Here is a 22,283-nt window from a genome sequence, read left to right as displayed (position 1 = left end):
CGTGACGCTGGCCACCGGCCGCGCCGCCCAGCACACCACCGCACACAGAACAGCGAGATGAGTCAGTCCGTGAGCCAGAATCCCGAAGCCGTCGTCGAGGAAGACTTCGCGCTCCCGTCCGATAGCGAGTCGACCCCCGAGGTCGATGTGATCGAGACAGACGTGATCGAGACCCCCGAAAGTGGCGACATCGTCATCGACGAGGTCATCGACGAGGTCCCCGAGGTCGTCCCGGCAGTTGTCCTGCCGGTGGCCGTCGACCGCCCGGTGCAGACCGTCGGCCGTCGTAAGGAAGCCGTCGTCCGCATCCGGCTGATGCCCGGCAACGGAACCTTCACGCTGAACGGCCGCAGCCTGGACAGCTACTTCCCCAACAAGGTGCACCAGCAGCTCATCAAAGAGCCGCTGATGATCCTCGAGAAGGGCGAGATCTACGACGTCATCGCCCGGCTGCACGGCGGCGGGGTGACCGGCCAGGCCGGCGCGCTGCGGCTGGCCATCGCGCGTGCGCTGATCGAGCTGGACGAGACCGATCGCCCGCCGCTCAAGAAGGCCGGGTTCCTGACCCGCGACGCGCGCGCCACCGAGCGCAAGAAGTACGGCCTGAAGAAGGCCCGCAAGGCGCCCCAGTACTCGAAGCGCTGATCGCCGTGGGGGGACGGCTTTTCGGCACAGACGGTGTACGAGGGCTTGCCAACGCAGACCTCACCCCGGCGCTCGCCCTGCGGCTGGCCACAGCGGCCGCTCAGGTGCTCGGCGAGCGCCGGGTTCCTGCTGTCCCCGCCCGGCGCACGTTCGGTGCGCGCGGTGAGGCGGTCCTGCCGCCGAGTCCGACGCGGCCGCTCGCCGTCGTCGGCCGTGACCCCCGCGCCAGTGGCGAGATGCTCGAGGCCGCGGTTGCCGCGGGGCTCGCCTCTGCCGGCGTGGACGTCATCCTGCTCGGTGTGCTGCCGACCCCCGCCGTTGCCTACCTGACCGCTGATCTGTCCGCCGACATGGGCATCGTCATCTCCGCGTCGCACAACGCCATGCCGGACAACGGCATCAAGATCTTCGCCGCCGGTGGCGTCAAGCTGGACGACGCCGTCGAGGACGAGATCGAGCGCCGGATGGATGCTCCGGGCCCGCTGCCGACCGGTGACGGGGTCGGCCGGATCAAGCCGGCCGTCGACGCCGACCGCCGTTACCTCGACCACCTGCTGGTCGCCACCCCCAACCCGTTGAACGGCCTGCGGGTCGTCGTCGACTGCGCGCACGGCGCCGCGTCCGATCTCGCCCCCGAGGTGTACCGGCGAGCCGGGGCCGAAGTGGTCGTCATCGGCGGCAGCCCCGACGGACTGAACATCAACGCGGGCGTCGGTTCCACGTACCTCGCCGGCCTTCGAGAGGCCGTGGTGTCAGAGGGCGCCGACCTCGGGATCGCCCACGACGGTGACGCCGACCGGTGTCTCGCGGTCGCGGCCGACGGATCCGACGTGGACGGCGACGTCATCCTCGCGCTGCTGGCGATGTCGCTCAAGGAGCGCGGCCGGCTGGTCGACGACACCGTCGTCGCCACTGTGATGGCCAACATCGGGTTCCACCAGGCGATGGCGAAGGCCGGGATCAAGGTCCGGACCACCGCCGTGGGCGACCGCTACGTGCTCGAGGACATGCGGGCCGGTGGCTACTCGCTGGGCGGTGAGCAGTCCGGGCATCTCATCCTCGCCGACCACGCGACCACCGGTGACGGGCTGCTGTCCGCCCTGCATCTGATGGCCGCCGTCGCGGAGTCGGGCCGCCCGCTGGCGGACCTGGCAAAGGCCGTCACCCGGTTCCCGCAGGTGCTGATCAACGTGCGGGTCGGTGACAAGGCCGCTGTCGCGTCCTCGCCCGACGTGCTCGCCGCGGTGGACCGTGCGGAGGCCGAGCTGGGCGATTCCGGCCGGGTGCTGCTGCGCCCATCCGGCACCGAACCGCTGGTCCGGGTGATGGTCGAGGCCTCGACGTCCGCCGATGCCCAGGACATCGCCGAGCGGGTTGCCAAGGTCGTCGCAAGCGTCTGACCGGGGTTCGCGGCGGCTCGGGCGCGTCGGGTCGGCCGGGTCGAGTTGGGCGCGGTTGTCGAGCGTTCTCCGCGGGAAAGTGCTCGGTAGGCGCACGCAACTTCCGTTTCGCAGCGGCGCGCCGTCGGGCCGGGGAAGATCCGTCAGATCATCGCGGTCGCGGCGAGATCACCCGCGGACACCGACGAGTGCAGGTCCGGGTCCTCCAGGTCCTCCACGGTGGTGCCCTTGACTTTGTCCTCGAGCTCGTCGGCCAGCTGGTCCGCGTCGGTCAGGTACCGGATGAAGAACGCGGACGCGAGCATGCGCGTTACCTGCTGCACCTTTTTGTCCGAGTCGGCGCCGATGATGCCGTTGACGAACGACTTGCCCTCCGCCAGGCCCAGGTGGCCCGAGCCCTTGACCATCCGCAGCTGCGCCGGTCCCGTGCAGGACCGGGCTATGCGTGCGCCATCGGACTCGGCCATGTCGTCCTTGGACCCGATCAGGTGCAGGCTCGGAACCTCGACCTTGCCGGCCGCCTCGATCGCCGACGGCCGGGTCTCGGCTGCCGTCACGGTCACGACCGCGCGGATCTGGTCGTCCTTGGCAGCCGCCAGGATCGCCGCCCCGCCGCCGATCGAATGCCCGAGGACGCCCATCCGGCGGAGGTCGCCACGCACCCGGCCGTCACCGAGGTTTCCCTGCGCGACCAGGCGGAGCGCCCGGGACAGATCCAGCGCGAGGCCCTGCTGCGAGGAGAACACGCTGCGGTGGGTGTTCGGGGCGACGACGATGATGCCCCACGACGCCAGGTACCTCATCGTGTCCGCGTACCGCTCGGCCGACTGCAGCCACCCGTGGCCGACCGCGACGACGGGCAACCTGCGGCCAGAGGTCGGCGTGAACACCAGCCCGGGCATACCGGCCGGTGCCAGGTCGCCGATCGCCACCCGGTGCGGACCGCGGTAGGCGAAGTACTCCAGCGTCGGGCGCTTGATGCTGGGGGCCAGCTTCTTGGCCATCGGTCCTCCGCTCACGACCACCGCGATCGGCTGAATCGCTCTCGTACAGTAACCGGTGGCTGCGGCGGGGTCGTCGCGCCACCAGCAAAGGCACATCCCCGGATCAGCAGCCACAGCGACCGTTCAAACGCCGTGCGCGTTGCGACACAGCCAGACAGAAGGAGCACGCCCGTGGCAGAGGATTTCGCGACCAATCTCCGGCGACTGATCCGGGCCCGGTTTCCCCTGCTGTCGATCCAGACCGCGGAGGAGTCCAGGGCTCTCGCCGAGATCGCGGCCGTCGTCGGCAACCGGACGCAGGTGACGCCGGCCCGGCAGGTCTACACCTGGTCGACGGCGAACGGGTTCGCGGCGCTCGGCCAGCCCGGCAACCCGGACACCCGGACCCCGCACGCCGCGCTCACCGCGGCAGCCGCGCTCACCATGCCGAGCGTCGTCGTGCTGCTGGATCTGCACCCGTGGATGGGCTCGAACTCCACGCCCGCCGACACCCAGCTGGTCAGGGCGCTCAAGGACACGGTCCGGTTCTACAAGGACGGGCGGGTGCCGCGCACGCTGATCCTCATCTCGCCGACCCCGCAGATCCCGCCGGACCTCGAGTCCCTGGTCACCCTGGTCGACTTCCCGCTGCCCACCGAACCGCAGATCCGCGCGACCCTCGACGGGATGATCGCGCGCAACTCCGCGGCGGGGGCGCTGAAGGTCGAACTGGGGCCGGACGGAGCGGAGCGGCTTGCGAAGGCCGCGCTCGGCCTCACCGCTTTTGAGGCGGAGAACGCCTTCGCCAGGTCGATGGTGGATGACGGCCGGCTCACCGACGACGACATCGCCCTGGTGCAGGAGGAGAAGCGGCAGATCGTCCAGAAGTCGGGGGTGCTCGAGGTCGTCAGGTCGACCGTCAGCCTGGACGACATCGGCGGTCTGGAGAACCTGAAGACCTGGCTCCGCAAACGGAACGGGTCGTGGCTCGACGAGGCGGCGGCCTATGGGCTGCCCGCACCGAAAGGTGTTCTGGTCACCGGTGTTCCGGGCTGCGGGAAGTCGATGACGGCAAAGGCGATGGCGTCGGCGTGGTCGTTGCCGCTGGTCCGGCTGGACATCGGCAGGGTGTTCGGCGGCCTCGTCGGTGCCAGCGAGCAGAACATGCGGACCGCGCTGCGGACAGCGGAAGCCATTGCGCCGTGCGTCATGTGGATCGACGAGATCGAGAAGGGCTTCGCCTCCGGGGCATCCGGTGGTGGCGACAGCGGGACGTCCGCCAGGGTGTTCGGGACGTTCCTCAGCTGGATGCAGGAGAAGACGTCACCGGTGTTCGTGATGGCCACCGCCAACACCATCTCGCTGCTGCCGCCGGAGATGATGCGCAAGGGTCGGTTCGACGAGATCTTCTTCATCGACCTGCCGACCGACACCGAGCGGACGGTCATCTTCCGGCTGCACCTGAAGGCGCGGCTCAAGGCCGGTCCCGCGCTCGGTGACCTGCCGCTGACCGACGAGTTGATCGCCGCCCTCGTCGCCCAGACCGAGGGCTTCTCCGGCGCGGAGATCGAACAGGTCGTCATCGCCGCCTGTTTCAACGCGTTCAACGAGCGCCGCACGCTGACCCGGGAGGACCTGCTGCACGAGATCGACAACACCGTGCCGCTGTCCGTGACCCAGGCCGAGCAGATCGCGCAGCTTCGGGCCTGGGCGGACATCAGGGCCGTCGCGGCGTCGGCGCCGGAGGATCGGACGGGCTACGCGACCCCGGAGCCGAACCCGCCGGCGGGCGTGATGCCACCCGAGGCCGCGATGTCCAGGGGTGGCCGGGCGGTCGAGGCCTGAGCGCTGCCGGAAGGGAACCACACCGCTGACCGTGCGGCCATTCCGGGGATCACCGGGCGCGGCTGACGCGGTCCGGCTGATCAGGGCCGCCCGACCGGGCATCACCGCGGAAAGGCGCACCGCGGCCCTGACGGGGCGCTTCTCACCACCCGCAGTGAGCGGCATCACCGGCGACCCGCCGGCTTCCACCCGGATGAGTTGCGGATGCCGAAGTCCGGCATTGCACCCATTAGCCTTCAGAGCATGTGTGGCATCGTCGGATATACCGGTCCCCGTCAGGCGCTCCCGCTCGTCCTCGAAGGGCTGCGCCGCCTGGAGTACCGCGGGTACGACTCCGCCGGCGTCGCCGTCCTCGATGGTGAAGGCGGGCTGCACACCGCGAAGAAGGCCGGCGTGCTGGCCAATCTCGAGCACTACATCGACTCCGGTGAGGTCGCCCTCAACGGGACGACCGGCATGGGCCACACCCGCTGGGCCACCCACGGCGCGCCGAACGACCGCAACGCGCACCCGCACACCGACATCAGCGGCAAGGTGGCCGTCATCCACAACGGCATCATCGAGAACTTCGTCCCGCTGCGGCGCGAGCTCGAGGCGCAGGGCATCGAGATGCGCAGCGACACCGACACCGAGGTGGTCGCCCACCTGCTCGGCGGTGCCTTTGCCGCCGGTCCGACCGCGGGCGACCTGCCGGCCACGATGGCCGCTGTCTGCAAGCGGTTGGACGGCGCGTTCACCCTGGTCGCCGTGCACGCCGACGCGCCCGACGTGCTGGTCGCCGCCCGCCGGAACTCGCCGCTGGTGATCGGCATCGGCGAGGCGGAGATGTTCGTCGCCAGCGACGTCGCCGCGTTCATCTCGCACACCCGTACCGCCGTGGAGCTGGGCCAGGACCAGCTCGTCGTCATCACCCCGGACAGCTACGAGGTGACGTCCTTCTCCAACGACCCGGAGGCGGTCGCCGACTACCGTATCTTCCATGTCGACTGGGATCTCGCCGCCGCGGAGAAGGGCGGCTACGCGACCTTCATGGACAAGGAGATCGCCGAGCAGCCGCAGGCGCTCGCGGACACCCTGCTCGGGCACTTCGACGGCTCCGGCATCGTGCTCGACGAGCTCCGGCTTTCCGATGACGACCTGCGCACCATCGACAAGGTGTTCGTCGTCGCCTGCGGCACGGCCTACCACTCGGGTCTGGTTGCCAAGTACGCGATCGAGCACTGGACCCGGTTGCCCGTCGAGGTGGAGGTCGCCAGCGAGTTCCGGTACCGGGACCCGGTTCTCAACCGGGACACGCTTGTCGTCGCCGTCACCCAGTCCGGCGAGACGGCCGACACCCTGGAGGCGGTGCGGCACGCCCGTCGGCAGAAGGCGAGGGTGCTCGCGGTCTGCAACACCAACGGCTCGCAGATCCCGCGGGAATCCGACGCGGTGCTCTACACGCACGCCGGTCCCGAGGTCGGCGTCGCGGCCACCAAGACCTTCCTCGCCCAGGTCACCGCCAACTACCTCGTCGGGCTGGCACTCGCCCAGGCCCGCGGCACCAAGTACCGGGACGAGATCGCCCGTGAGTTCGAGCTGCTTTCCGAGATGCCGGAGGCTGTCGCGGAGACGCTCACCAGGATGGATCCGGTGCGCAAGCTCGCACAGGACATCGCCCGGTCCAAGGCAGTGCTGTTCCTCGGCCGGCACGTCGGCTACCCGGTGGCGCTCGAGGGTGCGCTCAAGCTCAAGGAACTCGCATACATGCACGCTGAGGGGTTCGCGGCCGGCGAGCTCAAGCACGGTCCGATCGCGCTGATCGAGGAGGGCCTCCCTGTCGTCGTCGTCACTCCGTCCCCGGTGTCCGACCCGCTGCTGCACTCGAAGCTCCTGTCCAACATCCGGGAGATCCAGGCCCGCGGCGCGCGCACCATCGTCATCGCCGAGGAGGGCGACGACACGGTGGCGCCGTTCGCCGACTTCCTGCTCGAGTTGCCGCGGGTCCCGAAGCTGTACCAGCCGCTGGTCAGCACGATCCCGCTGCAGATCCTGGCCGCCGAGATCGCCCGCTCCCGCGGGTACGACATCGACAAGCCACGGAACCTCGCCAAGTCCGTGACGGTCGAGTAGCCGCCCGTGCTGCCTGAGGTGCCACTCGGCGCAAAGGTTCTCGCCGTCGGGATAGACGTCGTCGCGGTCGACAGGTTCGCCGCCTCGATGAGCCGCACCCCCGGTCTCGCCCGCCGGCTGTTCACGGCCCGCGAGCAGGTCACCGCATCGGGACTCCCGCGCGGACCTGCCTCACTCGCAGCCCGGTTCGCGGTGAAGGAGGCCGCGGCCAAGGCGCTCGGCGTGCCGACCGGAATGGACTGGCACGACTGCCAGGTCGTGTCGGAGGACTCCGGCAAGCCGCGCATGGAGGTCAGCGCCACGGTCGCCGCGGCAGCTGCCGCGATGGGCGTGACGGACTGGCGGATCTCGATTTCTCATGACGCCGGCATCGCCGCGGCCGTCGTCATCGCGCTGGGCTGATTTGAGAAGTGCCCGCCCAGGGCACGCGTCCCGCCTACAGTCGGGTCACGCACTTGCCCAGACCCCGAGTTCGACCCCGTTCGGGTCGGTGAAATGGAACCGTCGGCCGCCCGGGAATGCGTACGGACCGGTCACCACCGTCCCGCCCGCCGCTCGTACGGCGTCGAGCGTCGCGTCAAGGTCGTCGGAATAAAGCAGCACCAGGGGCGCGCGCTGCTCCGCTGGGGCAGTGCCGTTCAGGCCGCCCACCTCGCTCTCGCCCGACGGTGCCCTGATGCCGGCGTAGGCGGGCCCGTAGTCGTTGAACTGCCAGCCGAAGGCCTGTTCGTAGAACGCCCTGGCGGCCGGCAGATCGGACACCGGTAGCTCGACGTAGTCGATGGCGTGATGGGTGTTGGTCATGGCGCTGACCATAGGTTCCAGCACCGACAACGGTTCTCGGCCAGTGAATCCGCTCCCGCCGGCAACGGAGCGGGTCGGACGGCCGACACTGTTCCGATGGCACCTGACGCACCGGCAGCACCGGACCTGCCGGCGGCAGCGGACGCACCGGCAGCAGCGGACGCACCGGCAGCACCTGACGCACCGGCAGCACCCGACCTGCCGGCGGCGCCCGGAGCCTCCGATACGCCCGGCACCCGCGCATGGCCGGCGGGGCTGCCGCGTCCCGTCGCATCCGTGCTGCTCAAGGGCGGCCTCATCTGCACGACCACCCGGGAGCGGCTCGCCGACGGCCGAGAGGTGGTCGTCAAACGCTGTCCCTATCCGGCCGAGGTCGAAGCCGAGGGATTGAGAGCGCTCGCCGCGGCCGGCGCGCCGACACCGGACGTGCTCGGCACGGAGGAGGACGTGCTGGTGCTCGAGTACGTCAGCGGGTCGCCGGACTGGGCGGGTCTCGGCCGGGCGATGGCCACGGTGCACCGCACCACCGCCGACCGGTTCGGCTGGCACCGGGACAACCCGGCAGGTCGCTTCGACCAGCGCAACGGCTGGTCCGATGACTGGCCGACGTTCTTCGTCGAGCGGCGGATTCTCGCGCACCTGGCCGATCCCGAAGTACCGGCGCCGATCGCCGAGCGGTTGCGCGCCGCCTGCGCGGGGCCGCTGAAGGAGATGTTGCCGACGAACCCGCCCGCCTCCCTGACGCACGGCGACCTGTGGTTCGGCAACGTCGTCGACGGCCGCTGGGTGGTCGATCCTGCGGTGTGCTTCGCCGACCGCGAGCTCGACCTGGCGTTCATGGAGACCGGCCGGCTGCCGGACGAGCTGTTCGACGCCTACCAGCGTGAATGGCCGTTCGAGCCCGGCTACCAGCAACGCAAACCGGCGTTGCAGCTGCACAAGTTGCTGACCGGACTGCGCCATTTCGGTGCTGTCCGGCTGCCTCGGGTCGTCGCGGTACTCGACCACTACGGCTGGTGACGGGCAACCATCGTGAGCCGACGAGGAGACGCCGTCGGGGCCGGGCCAGGATGAACCCATGATCGAGGCCTACACCGTCGAACAGATCCGCGCCGTCGAGTCCGCCGCGCTTGCGAGACACGGCGACGGCACGCTGATGCGCCGGGCGTCGCATGCCATCGCCCTGGAGGTCGCCGAGCGGCTGCCGTCACCGCACCCCGGCCGGCGCGTCGTGCTGCTGGTCGGCTCGGGCAACAACGGGGGTGACGCGCTCTACGCCGGGGCGTTCCTGCGCGGCCGCGGGATGCTGATCACCGCAGTGCTGCTCGACCCGGCGAAGGCCCACCCCGCGGGGCTGAAGGCGCTGCGCCGGGCCGGGGCGCGCGTCCTCGCCGCGGACGACCCCGCGTCAGCCACCAGCATCACGCAGGCGATCAACAATGCGGACGTCATCATCGACGGGGTCGTCGGGCTGGCCGCCAGGCCGCCACTGCGGGACAACGCCGCCGAACTGGTCAGTAACGCCAACGCGACCGACGCGCTGCGGGTGGCCGTGGACATCCCCAGCGGTGTCGAACCGGACACCGGGCGGGTCCGCGGGGTGGCCTTCCTCGCGGACGTGACGGTCACCTTCGGCGGCATCAAACCCGGATTGCTGATCGCCGACGAACAGGCCGGCACCGTGGTGAGCGTGCCGATCGGGATGGAGATGACCGGTCGGCCCGCCGATCTCATCGCGATGACCGACGGCACGCTGCGGGCGCTGCTGCCCGGGCCCGGCCCGGCGGCGGACAAATTCACCGGCGGGCTCGTCGGCATCGTGGCCGGCTCACCCGGCTACCCCGGTGCGCCGGTGCTCTGTGTCGGGGGCGCCGTGCGGACCCGCCCGGGCATGGTCCGGTACGCAGGTGCGCAGGCGACGGCGGTGCTCTCGCACTGGCCGGAAGTGGTCGCCGCCGCCACTCCCGCGGAGGTCGGGCAGGTTCAGGCCTGGGTTGTCGGTCCCGGGATGGGCACCGAGGGCTCGTCCATCGCGACGCTGCGGTGGGTTCTCTCGCAGGACGTGCCTGTGCTCGTCGATGCCGACGGCCTGACCGTGCTCGCCGCCCTGCCGTCGTTGCTCGCCGAGCGTCGCAGGTCGCGTCAGGTCACCGTGCTGACCCCGCACGACCGCGAGTTCGCCAGAGTGTTCCCGGACGTCGACCTGGACGACCGGCTCGGGGCGGTCCGCCGAGCGGCTGCCGGCAGCGGGGCGACGGTGCTGCTCAAGGGTCACCGGACGCTGATCGCCGATCCGGGCGGGCAGGCCGCGGTCAACCTGTCAGGTTCGTCGTGGCTGGCGACAGCCGGATCCGGTGACGTGCTGTCCGGCGTCATCGGGTCGTTGCTGGCGTCGGGCCTCCCGCCGTTGCTGGCCGCTGCGGCCGGCGCGTTCCTGCACGGGCGGGCGGGGGAGCGGGCCGAACGCAGCGGGCTGTTCGGCGCCCATGTGCTGTGGGATCACCTGGGCCTGGCCGGTCGCTGAGCGGAATCAGCGGTCGGGGGTGTGGCCGACGGCCAGATAGCCGGCCCCGTACGCCAACTCCTGAACCCGCAGGTCCGGTACGAACTGCGCCAGTACCCGCCACGGCCGGTCGAACCCGTCGAAGCTGCTGATGAACGGCGCGTGCAGGTCGGACACCCACATCCGCAGCGGCCACATCCAGGGCGCCGGCCATTTCCCGCCGATGGCGGCGACCGCGGCCCCCGGCCGCAGATGCGCGAACACCCTGGCCAGCGCCGCCTGCGACTGCATGAGGTCGTGCACCGCACAGAACATCGCGGCATCCGCAACGGCGTTGATCTGCGCCTCGGCGATTGGTGCGGCGATCAATTCGACGTTGGTCCAGCCCCAATCGGTGACCCGCCGCATCGCCTGCGCCAGCATCTCGGCGGACGCGTCGATCCCGACGATAGACCCTGCGGGGCCTACCTTCTCGCGCAGCAACGGCAGGCAGAGCCCGGTGCCGCAGCCCACGTCCAGGACGGTGTCACCGGCCTTCGCGGGCAGTTCGTCGACGACCCGTTCGCGGAAGTGCTGGAAGGTCCTGGTGCGGTGGTCGTACTGGCCCGCCTCCGCGCCGTAGGCCTTGGTGAGCGATGACGCCCGGGCCGGCGGAGGCGTGTGCTTCTCGACCGGCTCGACATGCTGCACCCGCTCATCGCGACCCCCGTCGGTCGCTTGCGGGCGCGGTTCTGTGGTGACCATCTGCAGTGCCCCCCCGGGGATTCGCCCTGTCTGCCCGTTCCGGAGTGATTCGACCATGGCTATTTGACGCCCCGGTAAACCCGCGGTCAACCGTTCGCCCCCATTCGTCCTACGGCAGGCATCCGTCAGATCCGGGCGACGAGTGGGCGGGGTCAAATGCCGGTTCAGCGCGCTGGGCCGCCGTCCCGCTGCCGAACGTGATTCGATCGTGGAGTGAGCATTCCTGTGGTGACCGCACCGACCGCCGGCGCGGCGGGAGCGACCGCCGCGGCGACGGGCGGCGCCGAACCGTCGGAGACGACCGGCGCACCGGCGCACGGCGCCGAACGGCGGACCGGAGCGATCCGCGCCGAGGCCGTCATCGACACCGATGCCATCGCCGCCAACACCGCACTCCTGCTGTCCCGGCTCCGCAGCCGCCGCCCGGACGCCCAGTTGATGGCCGTGGTCAAGGCGTTCGGCTACGGGCACGGAGCCGTTCCGTCAGCGCTCGCGGCAGTGGCCGGCGGCGCGACATTCCTCGGCGTCGCCACCCCGACGGAAGCGCTCGAGCTCAGGACGGCCGGCATCGACACGCCTGTGTTGGCCTGGCTATGGCCCGCCGGCGAGGACGTCACCGCCGCGCTGGCCGCAGACGTGCAACTTGGGATATCGAGCCTTCAGCACCTGGACGCGGTCGTGGAGGCGGGCCGGGGTCTCACCGCCGGACCGCCCAAGGTGCACATCAAGATCGACACGGGCCTGGGCAGGAACGGTGTCGGGCCGGCAGACCTCGGTCGCCTGCTGGAGGCGGTCGGAGCCGCCCAGCGCGCCGGATCGGTCGTCGTCACCGGGTTGATGAGCCATCTCGCCTGCGCCGATGTGCCCGGTGATCCGTCGGTGGCCGAGCAGACGGTCCTATTCGTCGAAGCGGTGGATCGGGCGGCGCGCGAGGGCATCAGCGGCGTCCGTCACCTCGCCAACACCCCGGGCGTCCTGGACCACCCGGCCACCTACTTCGACATGGCGCGGTGCGGCATCGGCATCTACGGCGTCGATCCGCTGGCCGGCGCGGCCCGGCTGCCGCTGCGCCCGGCGATGACCCTGCGCGGCACCGTCGCCCTGACAAAACGGGTCGCCGCTGGTCACGGCGTCTCTTACGGGTTGACGTACCGGACATCGGCGGAGACCACCCTCGCGCTGGTGCCGCTGGGGTACGCCGACGGCATCCCGCGGGCGGCCAGCTCGGTGGGGGAGGTGTGGCTCAGCGGGCGGCGGCGACGAATCGCGGGCCGGGTGGCGATGGACCAAGTGGTCGTCGACTGCGGTGACGACGAGGTGGCCGCCGGTGACGAGGTGATCCTGTTCGGACCCGGCGATCGTGGCGAACCGACGGCGAACGAGTGGGCCGAGGCCTGCGGCACGATCGGCTACGAGATCGTCACCCGGATCGGTCCGCGGGTTCCGCGCAGGTTCGTCGGCTCGGCAGGGTCGATCGGCGCCGGGTCGATCGGCGCAGGATCCATCGGCTCTGGGTCGATCGGTTCTGGGTCGATCGGCGCCGGGTCGATCGGGTCCGCACAGCCCGTCAGCCCTGCCATCCCGGCCGGATCGGGGGATGACCAGTGAGCACGCTCGGCAAGATCCTCGGAGCCGCCGGTATCGCCACCGGCGTGATCGGCGCGGCGGCCCTCGGCGGCGTCACCGCCCAGCGGATGGCCGTCCGGCGCTACCAGGCGGCGCACGCCGAACTGCTCGCAGATCCCGACGAGGTGCAGGGGTACGGCTCACTCACCGCGGACCGCACCTACTCGGTCGACGCCGAGGACGGGGTCGCGCTGCACGTCGAGGAGGTCGGACCGGTCACCGCGCCGCTGACAGTCATCTTCTCGCACGGCTGGACGCTCCGGTCGGGTGCCTGGCACTACCAGCGCCTCGGGCTCGCGGGACCGGGTTTCGGTGCTGCTTCAGACCCAGCCGGACCGACCGCCGAGCAGACGGCCGAAGCACCGCAGGCCCGGCTGGTGTTCTACGACCAGCGCTCGCACGGCTCGTCCACCCGCGCGCCGGAGGGGCATTCCACGATGGAATACCTTGCGTCGGACCTGAGCCAGGTCATCAACACCGCGGCGCCTATCGGCCCGGTCGTCCTGGTCGGCCACTCGATGGGCGGCATGGCGATCATCACCCTCGCCGCGCACCGGCCGGAACTCTTCGTCGACCGAATCGCCGGCCTCGGGCTGATCTGCACCGGCGCCACCTACCTCCGGCCGTCGGAGCTCAACAAGCTGCTGATCACCCGCGGCAACCCGGTTGTCCGTGTCGTCGCGGCGGTGGCCGCCCGTTACCCGGTGATGTTCGAGCGGGGGAGGGCGAGCAGCCGCGACGCGGTCTGGCTGCTGACCCGGAGCCTCGGCTTCGCCCGCAGCGACGTCCCCGGGGCGATGGTCGACTACCTCGACGAGATGATCACCGCGACACCGGTCGAAGTCATCGCAGACTTCATCCCGGCGCTCTTCGCCCACGACCAGTCCGCTGCGGTGCCCGCCCTCGCGGGCATCCCCACCGTGATCGTCGCGGGGGACATGGACAGGCTCACGCCGCTGGGGCGTTCGCAGGCGATCGCCGACGTGCTGCCCGACGCCGATTTCGTCATCGCCGAGGGGTCGGGGCACATGGCGATGATGGAGGACCCGACGCTGACCAACGATGCCCTGCGCGCCATGCTGAACCGCGCGATGGAGCACGCTACGAGCCATCCACCGCGGCGCCGACCGTCCACCGGCAGGGGAGCGAAGGCAGGGCTGTGAGCAGCATGGACACCGTCGATCTGCCCGACGTCGCCGCAACCGACGCGCTCGGCCGTGCGCTCGGGCAGCGCCTCCGAGCGGGCGATCTCGTCATCCTCAGCGGATCCCTGGGCGCCGGAAAGACCACGCTCACCAAGGGCATCGCGGCCGGGATGGGCGTGCGCGGGCTGGTGACGTCACCGACGTTCGTCATCGCCAGGGTGCATCGGCCCGACCCCGGACGAAGCGCGGGTGACGCGCCGGCCGTACCGCTGGTGCACGTGGACGCCTACCGGCTGGCCGGCGCACTCGAGCTGGACGACCTGGACCTGGACACGGATCTGGAAGCGGCCGCGGTGGTGATCGAGTGGGGCGAGGGCGTCGCAGAGCGGCTCGCGGACGACCGGCTGATCGTCGAGCTGACCCGGCTGCCCGACGACAGCCGCACCGCCGTCCTCACCCCGGTCGGGTCGTCCTGGGTGCAGCGGACCCAGGAGATCGTCGCGTCGCTGTCCCCGCACGACACGAGTTCTTACGGTTCGCGGTAGGTCCGCGCCGAGGGTGGCGGTGGGGTCGGCCGCCCCCCTACGGTCGGGTGGGTCCCGGATGTTCGTCGCGCCGCTCGCGCGACGCCCGGACTGCTCCGGAGAGGCGGCAGGGTGATGCGGCAGTCGCGCGTGCTCGTCGTCGACGACGACGAGACGGTGCGAGAAGTGGTGCGCCGGTATCTGACTCGGGATGGTCACGAGGTGCTGGAGGCGGCGGACGGGGTCACCGGGCTGGATCTTGCCCGGACCCGCCAACCGGACCTCGTCGTACTGGACCTGATGCTGCCGCGAATGGACGGGCTGGAGGTGTGCCGCGAGCTCCGCCGCACGTCGACGACGCCGGTGATCATGCTGACCGCGCTCGGCCAGGAATCCGACCGGGTGGTGGGGCTCGAGTACGGCGCCGACGACTACGTGGTCAAGCCGTTCAGCCCGCGCGAGCTGGCCCTGCGGGTGGGCCGGGTGCTCGAGCGGAGCCGCGGCGCCGACGCCATGCCGGGTGACGGAACCGGCTCACGCGCCGCCAGCGCGGACGGTGAGCTCTCGACCGATCCGATGTCGCGCACGGCACGCTGGCGCGGCGCCGAACTGATGCTGACCAGCCGCGAGTTCGACCTGCTGCACTTCCTGCTCGGGCACCCCGGCCAGGTGTTCAGCAGGGCGGAACTGATGGAGCGGGTCTGGGGATGGTCGTTCGGCGACCAGTCGACGGTGACGGTGCACGTCCGCCGGTTGCGGGAGAAGATCGAGGACGACCCGGCCCGCCCGACCCGCATCGTGACGGTGTGGGGCGTGGGATACCGGCTCGATCCCGGCGGTGCCACACCACCGGCGGACGTCGCATGATGACCGACGTCGTGCACATCCTGCCGTGGGCGCTGCTCGCCGCGCTGCTCACCGGCGTCGTCGAGCTCGCGGTGCTCCATCTGCTGCGCCGGCGATCCGCGGCCGCCAACATCGCGGCGCTGGTCACCATCCCGATCCTCGCCGTGCTGATCTTCGTCGTGGCGATCAGCGGGCTGATGTACACCCAGGCGCTCGCGCTCACAGCCACCGCGTGCGGGCTGATCGCGGTGGTCGTCATCCCGGTCGCGGTGGTGCTCGGCCGGCGGATCGCCCTCGGTGCGCTGGCCGCCGAGAAGGAGCGGGCCGCGGAGCGCGCGGCGGAGGCGTCCCGGCGTCAGCTGGTGGCGTGGGTCAGTCACGACCTTCGGACACCGCTGGCCGGCATCAGGGCGATGAGTGAGGCGCTCGAGGACGCAGTGGTGGTCGACCCGGCCGAGATCGCCGACTACGCAAGGAAGATCAGCTCCGAGACCACCCGGCTGTCGACGATGGTGGACGACCTGTTCGAGCTGTCCAGGATCAACGCGGGGGCGCTCGCGCTGACCCTGGGGCCGGTGTCCACCGAGGAGCTGGTCGCCCAGGCGATGGAGACCGCGGCGCCGGCCGCCCGTCGGCGCGGCATCCAGCTCACCGCATCCGCCGACCCGCGCTGGCCGACCGTGCAGGGTTCTGACAACGAGCTGATCAGGGTGCTGCGGAACCTGCTGGTGAACGCGATCCGGCATACCCCGTCCGATGCGACCATCGAGGTCGTTGCGGGACAGACCGCCGACTATGCATGGCTGGCAGTGCAGGACGCATGCGGCGGCATCGACCCCGACGATCTGCCGCGGGTCTTCGACGTCGCCTTCCGGGGCGCGGCGGCGCGGTCCCCGCAACCGGGGGTCGCCGCCGAGGAGACGGGGGCCGGGCTGGGTCTGGCCATCGCGCGTGGGCTGGTGCAGGCGCACGGCGGCGAGATCAGCGTCAGCAATCACGGCGACGGCTGCCGGTTCGAGGTGCGGCTGCCGGTCGCGGTGTAGTGGTTCAGCTCGCGATGGCGTCGCGCAATGCGCCGAGCGGATCGCCCGCGTGGTAGCTGCGCTCGTCCGGCTCGATGTTGTCGAGGAAGTGCTGGTACACGACTGCCGCATTCAGTGCGGCGATAGGGCGGAGCAGGCCGGCGGCGCGACTCGCGTCTGAGCCGGGCACGCGCCGCTGCCACTCCCGCGCCCACTCGCGTTCCACCGCAAGCCGGTCGGTCGTGCTGAGCCGCCGGCCGAACGCCAGCTGGTCGATCATCGGATGCCCGACCGCACTGTCACCCCAGTCCAGGATCACGATGCTGCCGGGTGTGCCCCGAACGTTGCCGGGGTGAAAGTCGCCGTGCACCAGGGTGTCCGGCAGCCCGCATTCGGCGATGGCCGCCCACCGCGCACCGAGACCTCCCACCAGGACGTCGAGCCTGCGGCGCTCGTCGTCGGACATATCGCTCCGCAGGAGCTGTGTGACGGCTTTGATGCGGGGCTCGAGGGCCGCACGCCTGACGTCCGGAACGCCGAGAGAGAGCAACTCGTCGGTCCGGCCAATCCATTCGGTCTGCAGGTGCACCAGTTGCCGGACCATGTCCAGCAAGCGCTCCCCGGTTGCCTCGTACTGGTCCGTGCCGGGAACGCCGTCGAGCAGCACCCGGCCCGGCTCCGCACCGAGCACCGGCGGGACCGTGTGCGGATCGAGCACCGGCAGCAATGCGCCCTCGTGCGCGAAGAACGGCGGCACGACCTTCAGCCAGGCTTCGTGCGCGCCGTTGTCGGCCGGATGCATGCGCGAAGCGCGCGGGTCCTTGCCGGTGTACGTCAGCCGCCAGATGCTGGACAGGTTCCACGTCCGGATCTGCTGCCGACCGGTCACCGTCCATCCGCGTTCGCCCAGGACCTCGGCCGCCCAATTCAGGTCATCCGTGTGCCCGCCGGGCTGCGCGTACCGCAGCCGGAGTGGGTGGTCGGCCAGCGGGTCGCCAGGTATGCCCGTGAGTTCCATCGGTGGTCGGCGATCGACCTCGGCCAGGTAGCTCACGGGCCCGCCGCCGGGGAACATCGGCCCGACGCTGCTGAGCAGCCGGAGCACCCGCACGTCGACCCCGAACGAACGACGCGCGGCGTCGACCACGTCGTCCACCTGCCGCCACCAGGGTGACTCGACGTCGAAGGTGGGTAGCGCGCCGAGCAGTTCGCCTCCCGGCGTGCACAGCACCAGGCGGACGTGACGGACAGGCATGACGGAAGACGATAGGCCCGCCGGTGGCAGCCGGCCACGCAATTTGCTGGGCTGTTACTGCTACGCAGGGCCCTGAGCGGCCGGCCGGCACTGAGGCAGCAGTTCTGGTGCCGACGTCGGCGCGCTCATCGAAGGAACAGCCGGTCCGCCGCGGCGACGGTGTTGGCCACGTACTCGGGCCGGTCGTTCTCGATCCCGAAGCCCATGTCCTCCAGTGATCGGCATCGCGCGTAGAAGAGGGCGCGCTCCCGCAAGCCCTCCGGCTCGCCGCCCGGCACCTGCCGCGCGGCCGCGTGGAACGCCTCGTCGCCCAGATCCCGCAGCACGAGACCGAGGTCGACCGCCGGATCGGCGACGGCCGCGTCGGTCCAGTCGATGACACCGGTGATCGCGCCGCTCGCGGGGTCGATCAGGACGTGCTCACTGCCGAGATCGTTGTGCGTGAAGCAGATCTCATCGCCCCGCGGTGGCGGAGGTGCTGCCAGGAATCGCTGGATCCTGCCGAGGCTGTCCTGCGGCAGACCGCTCGCCGTGGCCGCCCAGTCGCCGATCGCGTCCCAGCACTCGCGGGCCTCGACCAACCAGCCGGACAGCGGCTCGTCGTCGACCTCGGCGATCCCGGTCAGGCTGTCGGTCGGGATGGAGTGGAGCGAGGCGAGGAAACGGCCGAGGACGTTCCCGAGGTCGGCCGCGTGTGCCCGCCGCCAGTCCTGCGATCGGCTCAGCAGCGGTACGCCCGGCAGCGCCCGGTAGGCGAGCAGTCCGTCCGTGGCCACCAGCGGAACGGGCACCGGCAAGGTCGAGTACTCGGCAACCAGGCGAAGGAGTTGCGCCTCCCGCTCGGCCTCGCCGGGCGCACCGCCCGTTGCGCGGTCCTGTTCCTCCGCGGTGCCGTAGGCGGGGTCCTGTGCGAGCCGGACGATCAGCTCGCCCCCGACCAGGTACGCGACATGGTCCACACCCGCTCCGACGCAATGGATATCGGCCGGTTCGTAGTCGGGGAGGTGCGCGGCCAGCAGGGCGCGGAGGCGGTCGACGCCGGCGGTCACCGATTTACTGTAACGACGTTGCCGGTGTTCCGGCCGGCGGCTGATGTACTGGCCGTGAACAGTGTCGTGTCGTGTGACCGAGTCGTAGGAGAGCCGTGATGAGCGCAGCAGTACCGGACAGCACCATCAGCGATGTGGCGGACAAGGTGGCCGGTCTGATGCCGGGTCTGGTGCAGGAGCTGAAGGCGCTCGTCGCGATTCCGTCCGTCGCGTTCCCGGGGTTCCCCGCCGAACCGGTGCACCAGATGAGCGAGGCCGTCGTCGATCTGCTCCGGCGGAGCGGTGCGCCCGCTCGGTTGCTGGAGATTCCGGACGGCTACCCCGCGGTCTGGGCGGAGATCCCGGCGCCCGAAGGGGCGCCGACGGTGTTGCTCTACGCCCACTACGACGTCCAGCCGGCACCTCCCGAGCAGGGTTGGGACACCGAACCGTTCGTCGCGACAACCGGTGCCGATGGCCGGATCTACGGACGTGGGGCAGCCGACGACAAGTCCGGTCTGATCATCCACGCGGGCACCCTGCAGGCGCTCGGACCTGACCTGCCGGTGGGCGTCAAGATCCTCATCGAGGGCGAGGAGGAGACGATCAGTCACCTCGAGGACTTCGTCGACGCCAACCCCGAGATGTTCGACTGTGACGCCTTTGTCATCGCCGACATGGGCAACCAGTCGGTCGGCCGCCCAGCCCTGACCACCGCCCTGCGCGGGGACGTCTCGTGCACCGTCCGGGTCCGGACCCTGTCCTTCCCCGTGCATTCCGGGGTCTTCGGCGGCGCCGCACCCGACGCGCTCGTCGCGCTGATCAAGATGCTGGCCACCCTGCACGACGACGCCGGCGACACCGTCGTGCCCGGCGTCGCCACCGGCACCTGGGACGGTGCGGACGTCGATCCGGATGTGTACGAATCGAGCTCCGGGATCCTGCCGGGCGTGGACCTCGTCGGCACCGGATCGCTGTCCTCGCGGCTCTGGGCCAAGCCGTCGGCGACCGTCATCGGGATCGATGCGCCGAGCGTCGCGGAGGCCGCCAACATCCTGATCCCCGAGGCGACCGCAAAGGTCTCGATGCGGATCGTGCCGGGGGCCGACGCCGAGCACGAATTGGAGCTGCTCGTCGCCCATCTGAGGTCGGTCGCGCCGTGGAACGTCCAGGTCGAGGTGACCCCGCTGAAGGCCGGCTGGCCGTTCGCCGTCGACATGGATGGTGCGGCGGTCAAGGCAGCTGAGTCCGGGCTGCAGCAGGCCTTCGGGTCCGAGGTGGAGTCACTCGGGTCCGGCGGTTCCATTCCGCTGATCAATTCGCTGAAGAACGCCTGCCCCCGCGCGGACGTCATTCTGTGGGGTGCCGAGGACACCAAGCTGTCCCGGATCCATGCCTCCAACGAGTCCGTCGACCCAGCGGAGATCGAGCGCATGGTGGTTGCGCAAGTGCTGACCCTCCGGCAGTTGGGTTCGGTCTGACGGGGCTGGTGTTTGGTCGGTTGGTGCTCTGACGAGGCTGGTGTTTCCTCAGGATGGTCCTCTGACGGCACTGGTGTGCCTCGGGCTGGTCCTCTGTAGGGCCTGGTGTCATTCTCTGACGACGAATGCTTTGCCCGGGCTGGTCCTCTGGCGGCGGCACTGGTGTTTCCTCCGGCACGTCCGGCTGACGGCAAAGGTGGTCGTGCGCGGGCATGCGTGCACGTAGGGGCCCAGCCGATGGCGGTTCGACCTGCGGTCCGAACCGGGCCAGACTGCTAAAGATGACGGCGTCCCGAACCGCGGTGCCCGGGGACCTGCTGCCGCACCTGCCGCGGGCGCGGGACCACATCGACACGCGGTTCACCGAGCCGCTAGCGCTGGACGAGGTTGCGGCGGTCGCTGGTGTGTCGAAGTACCACTTCGTCCGCTGCTTCGCCGCCACCTATGGCCAGACGCCGATCCGCTACCTCACCCGGCGGCGCATCGAGCGGGCGCAGGATCTGCTCCGGTCGGCGAACCTGACCGTGACGGAGGTGTGCACGGCGGTCGGTTTCTCGAGTCTCGGGTCGTTCTCGATGCGGTTCCACGAGTTTGTGGGGGAGACGCCTACCGAGTATCGGAATAGGTGGGCGGCCGCCGGAGGACCTCGAGTACCGGGCTGCTATCTGTTCATGTGCGGGGTGCTGAATCCCGGAACGACCGGTCCCTCTCGGCCCGGCTCAGCCGTGTGATCGCCGGTCCGCAATTTGGGAGAAGCCATCTTTGCTCGGCGGTCTCTACGGTCGTCCAATGATCACCAATGTGTCCCTCACGACCGTGTACTGCCTCGATCAGGATGCCACCCGCGACTTCTACGTCGACAAGCTCGGTTTCGTCGCCAACACCGACGTCTCGATGGGCGACGGCTACCGGTGGCTGACGATCAACCTCCCCGATCAGCCGGAACTAGAACTGACGCTGATGGTGCCGGGCCCGCCGCTCGATGACGAAGCGGCCGCGTTCTTCCGCCGGCAGCTGGAGAAAGGCCAGTTGGGCGGCCTCGGGCTGCGGGTGGATGACTGCCGCAAGACCCACCAGGAACTCGTCGAAAAAGGCGTCAAATTCCTGCAGGAGCCGGCCGATCGACCGTATGGGGTGGAGGCGGTGATTCGCGACAACGCCGGCAACTGGCTGGTGCTGGTCGAACGGAAAGCATTCAACCCCGAGGACTTCGGCTGATCAGAGCTCGACGGCGGCGGAACCGAAAGCGACGTTGAACCGATCGCACCAGATGACGACCGACGTCAGGCCGACGAGGTCGGCGTCGGCAGGCACCGCGTAGTTCTGGTTTCCGTCGGTGCCCTTGAGCGTGCCCAACTCGACGTAGCGACCGTCGTCGTACTTGCCCCAGTCGTCGCCGCCAGCTTGCTGGTCGGTGACCCAGACCTGCACGTCAGGGCCGTCACTGGTCGAGAAGCCCTCCAGGCGAACATATTTCGAGCCGTCGGGGAGTTGGAGAACGCTGGCCGTGCCAGTGGTGGCGTGCTCGCCGTCGACGAAGCTGCCTGTGGCGAGTACCGCCGGTGCGATTGCAGGTGGCTCGCTGGGTGTCGTTTCGGCTGCGGGTTGTCCGGCCGCTGGTGATCCGGCGGCGGGTGGTCCGGCGGCTGGTGCCGTGGTTCCGGCGGCCGTGGGCGCTGTCGTTGCTGCGGCCTTCGGCGGTGCGGGGGCGGGCGCGACGGCCGGGGACGGTGCACTGGCCGCCGGTGCGGTGGCGGGCGATGCGGTGGCCGGGGACGTTGCGGTGGTGCCGGCGGTGGCACCGGCAGCCGCAATGGGAAGTGCCTCGTCGACTGTGGTGCGGGTGAACAGTCGCCATGGCTGGAACAAGGCGAGCCCGACGGCGATCCCGATGACGAGAACCACGGCGACGGCGGACCAGACAACCTTCTTCCGCGAATTGGGTCTGCTCGTGGGACGGCTGTCGAGTTCGGTCATGGGTGACTCCAGCGCTGATCGGACACCCCGCGGGCGGCGGATGCGGTGCGTTGAATCTCAGGACACCGCACGGATGGCGTAACGACAAGAGCAGATGCCTTACAGGAGTGTGACGGGCGATTTCGTACGGCTCGTTGCCGACCGGTCAAATGCCATGCGCGGCAATACAGGCATGCCCAGTGACCTGTGCACGGGAGTGACCTGTGCACGGAGTGACCTGTGCACCGAGTGACCTGTGCACCGAGTGACCTGTGCACCGAGTGACCTGTGCACCGAGTGACCTGTGCACGAGTGACCTGTGCACGAGTGACCTGTGCACGAGTGACCTGTGCACGAGTGACCT

21 protein-coding genes are annotated in these 22,283 nt (G+C 70.2%); 15 read left to right on the top strand and 6 right to left on the bottom strand.

From position 1 onward, the window contains the following. Nucleotides 1-57: 57 nt before the first annotated feature. Both rpsI and glmM read left to right on the top strand, forming a co-directional pair. Complete coding sequence (gene rpsI, locus ACVBEQ_RS26755) at nucleotides 58-645, top strand: 30S ribosomal protein S9 (RefSeq protein WP_447156452.1); 588 nt, start codon at nucleotides 58-60, stop codon at nucleotides 643-645. Between the two features lie 5 nt (nucleotides 646-650). Next, entirely contained in the window at nucleotides 651-2,045 is a 1,395-nt protein-coding gene (gene glmM / locus ACVBEQ_RS26750; protein ID WP_447156451.1) for a phosphoglucosamine mutase, read from the top strand. Between the two features lie 143 nt (nucleotides 2,046-2,188). Here the strand turns inward: glmM and ACVBEQ_RS26745 are convergent, their stop codons facing one another. Continuing rightward, entirely contained in the window at nucleotides 2,189-3,049 is an 861-nt protein-coding gene (locus ACVBEQ_RS26745) for a dienelactone hydrolase family protein (RefSeq protein WP_447156450.1), read from the bottom strand. A 171-nt stretch (nucleotides 3,050-3,220) separates the two neighbouring features. Here ACVBEQ_RS26745 and ACVBEQ_RS26740 point away from each other — a divergent pair, with 171 nt between their 5' ends. From ACVBEQ_RS26740 to ACVBEQ_RS26730, 3 genes are all read left to right on the top strand, one after another. Further along, nucleotides 3,221-4,873, top strand: a complete 1,653-nt coding sequence (locus ACVBEQ_RS26740; RefSeq protein ID WP_447156449.1) for an AAA family ATPase — start codon at nucleotides 3,221-3,223, stop codon at nucleotides 4,871-4,873. A 243-nt stretch (nucleotides 4,874-5,116) separates the two neighbouring features. Next, nucleotides 5,117-6,985, top strand: coding sequence for a glutamine--fructose-6-phosphate transaminase (isomerizing) (gene glmS / locus ACVBEQ_RS26735; protein WP_447156448.1), 1,869 nt, complete (start codon nucleotides 5,117-5,119; stop codon nucleotides 6,983-6,985). 9 nt (nucleotides 6,986-6,994) lie between these two features. Continuing rightward, complete coding sequence (locus ACVBEQ_RS26730; protein ID WP_447156459.1) at nucleotides 6,995-7,387, top strand: holo-ACP synthase; 393 nt, start codon at nucleotides 6,995-6,997, stop codon at nucleotides 7,385-7,387. 45 nt (nucleotides 7,388-7,432) lie between these two features. On the opposite strand, the gene ACVBEQ_RS26725 is transcribed toward ACVBEQ_RS26730, so the two are convergent. Then, complete coding sequence (locus ACVBEQ_RS26725; protein ID WP_447156447.1) at nucleotides 7,433-7,789, bottom strand: VOC family protein; 357 nt, start codon at nucleotides 7,787-7,789, stop codon at nucleotides 7,433-7,435. A 96-nt stretch (nucleotides 7,790-7,885) separates the two neighbouring features. On the opposite strand from ACVBEQ_RS26725, the gene ACVBEQ_RS26720 reads away from it, so the two are divergent. Further along, complete coding sequence (locus tag ACVBEQ_RS26720) at nucleotides 7,886-8,809, top strand: fructosamine kinase family protein (protein ID WP_447156446.1); 924 nt, start codon at nucleotides 7,886-7,888, stop codon at nucleotides 8,807-8,809. Nucleotides 8,810-8,867: 58 nt separating this feature from the next. Continuing rightward, nucleotides 8,868-10,313 carry an NAD(P)H-hydrate dehydratase gene (locus ACVBEQ_RS26715; RefSeq protein ID WP_447156445.1) on the top strand — a complete coding sequence of 482 codons (1,446 nt, stop codon included), beginning with the start codon at nucleotides 8,868-8,870 and terminating at the stop codon, nucleotides 10,311-10,313. A gap of 6 nt (nucleotides 10,314-10,319) precedes the next feature. Here ACVBEQ_RS26715 and ACVBEQ_RS26710 read toward each other — a convergent pair whose 3' ends face one another. Next, the gene (locus ACVBEQ_RS26710; RefSeq protein ID WP_447156444.1) at nucleotides 10,320-11,036 is read right to left on the bottom strand and encodes a class I SAM-dependent methyltransferase; all 717 of its coding nucleotides are present in this window, start codon (nucleotides 11,034-11,036) and stop codon (nucleotides 10,320-10,322) included. 213 nt (nucleotides 11,037-11,249) lie between these two features. Between ACVBEQ_RS26710 and alr the strand changes: the two genes are divergently transcribed. The 5 genes from alr (at nucleotide 11,250) to ACVBEQ_RS26685 (ending at nucleotide 16,220) form a co-directional block, all read left to right on the top strand. Further along, nucleotides 11,250-12,644, top strand: coding sequence for an alanine racemase (gene alr / locus ACVBEQ_RS26705; RefSeq protein WP_447156443.1), 1,395 nt, complete (start codon nucleotides 11,250-11,252; stop codon nucleotides 12,642-12,644). Then, nucleotides 12,641-13,825, top strand: coding sequence for an alpha/beta fold hydrolase (locus tag ACVBEQ_RS26700; protein ID WP_447156442.1), 1,185 nt, complete (start codon nucleotides 12,641-12,643; stop codon nucleotides 13,823-13,825). The genes alr and ACVBEQ_RS26700 overlap by 4 nt, the downstream gene beginning before the upstream one ends. Before the next feature lie 5 nt (nucleotides 13,826-13,830). Further along, nucleotides 13,831-14,352, top strand: coding sequence for a tRNA (adenosine(37)-N6)-threonylcarbamoyltransferase complex ATPase subunit type 1 TsaE (gene tsaE / locus ACVBEQ_RS26695; RefSeq protein WP_447156458.1), 522 nt, complete (start codon nucleotides 13,831-13,833; stop codon nucleotides 14,350-14,352). Between the two features lie 114 nt (nucleotides 14,353-14,466). Continuing rightward, nucleotides 14,467-15,198 carry a response regulator transcription factor gene (locus ACVBEQ_RS26690; protein WP_447156441.1) on the top strand — a complete coding sequence of 244 codons (732 nt, stop codon included), beginning with the start codon at nucleotides 14,467-14,469 and terminating at the stop codon, nucleotides 15,196-15,198. Further along, nucleotides 15,195-16,220, top strand: coding sequence for a sensor histidine kinase (locus ACVBEQ_RS26685; protein WP_447156440.1), 1,026 nt, complete (start codon nucleotides 15,195-15,197; stop codon nucleotides 16,218-16,220). The genes ACVBEQ_RS26690 and ACVBEQ_RS26685 overlap by 4 nt, the downstream gene beginning before the upstream one ends. A gap of 4 nt (nucleotides 16,221-16,224) precedes the next feature. Here the strand turns inward: ACVBEQ_RS26685 and ACVBEQ_RS26680 are convergent, their stop codons facing one another. Both ACVBEQ_RS26680 and ACVBEQ_RS26675 read right to left on the bottom strand, forming a co-directional pair. After that, nucleotides 16,225-17,454 (bottom strand): phosphotransferase, encoded by a 1,230-nt coding sequence (locus tag ACVBEQ_RS26680; protein WP_447156439.1) that lies wholly within the window; start codon nucleotides 17,452-17,454, stop codon nucleotides 16,225-16,227. A gap of 125 nt (nucleotides 17,455-17,579) precedes the next feature. After that, on the bottom strand, nucleotides 17,580-18,503 hold the full coding sequence (locus ACVBEQ_RS26675; protein ID WP_447156438.1) for a phosphotransferase family protein: 924 nt from the start codon (nucleotides 18,501-18,503) through the stop codon (nucleotides 17,580-17,582). A 98-nt stretch (nucleotides 18,504-18,601) separates the two neighbouring features. Here ACVBEQ_RS26675 and ACVBEQ_RS26670 point away from each other — a divergent pair, with 98 nt between their 5' ends. From ACVBEQ_RS26670 to ACVBEQ_RS26660, 3 genes are all read left to right on the top strand, one after another. Further along, the gene (locus tag ACVBEQ_RS26670; protein WP_447156437.1) at nucleotides 18,602-19,963 is read left to right on the top strand and encodes a M20/M25/M40 family metallo-hydrolase; all 1,362 of its coding nucleotides are present in this window, start codon (nucleotides 18,602-18,604) and stop codon (nucleotides 19,961-19,963) included. Between the two features lie 281 nt (nucleotides 19,964-20,244). Then, a complete protein-coding gene (locus ACVBEQ_RS26665; protein ID WP_447156436.1) occupies nucleotides 20,245-20,694 on the top strand; it encodes a helix-turn-helix transcriptional regulator in 450 nt (149 codons plus the stop codon). 58 nt (nucleotides 20,695-20,752) lie between these two features. Then, nucleotides 20,753-21,181, top strand: coding sequence for a VOC family protein (locus ACVBEQ_RS26660; RefSeq protein ID WP_447156435.1), 429 nt, complete (start codon nucleotides 20,753-20,755; stop codon nucleotides 21,179-21,181). Here ACVBEQ_RS26660 and ACVBEQ_RS26655 read toward each other — a convergent pair whose 3' ends face one another. After that, entirely contained in the window at nucleotides 21,182-21,940 is a 759-nt protein-coding gene (locus ACVBEQ_RS26655; RefSeq protein WP_447156434.1) for a DM13 domain-containing protein, read from the bottom strand. Nucleotides 21,941-22,283: the final 343 nt, after the last annotated feature.

This window comes from Nakamurella sp. GG22, from assembly GCF_052976845.2.
Note: the sequence above shows the minus strand (reverse complement) of the source record. Positions and strands in the feature narration are given on the sequence as shown.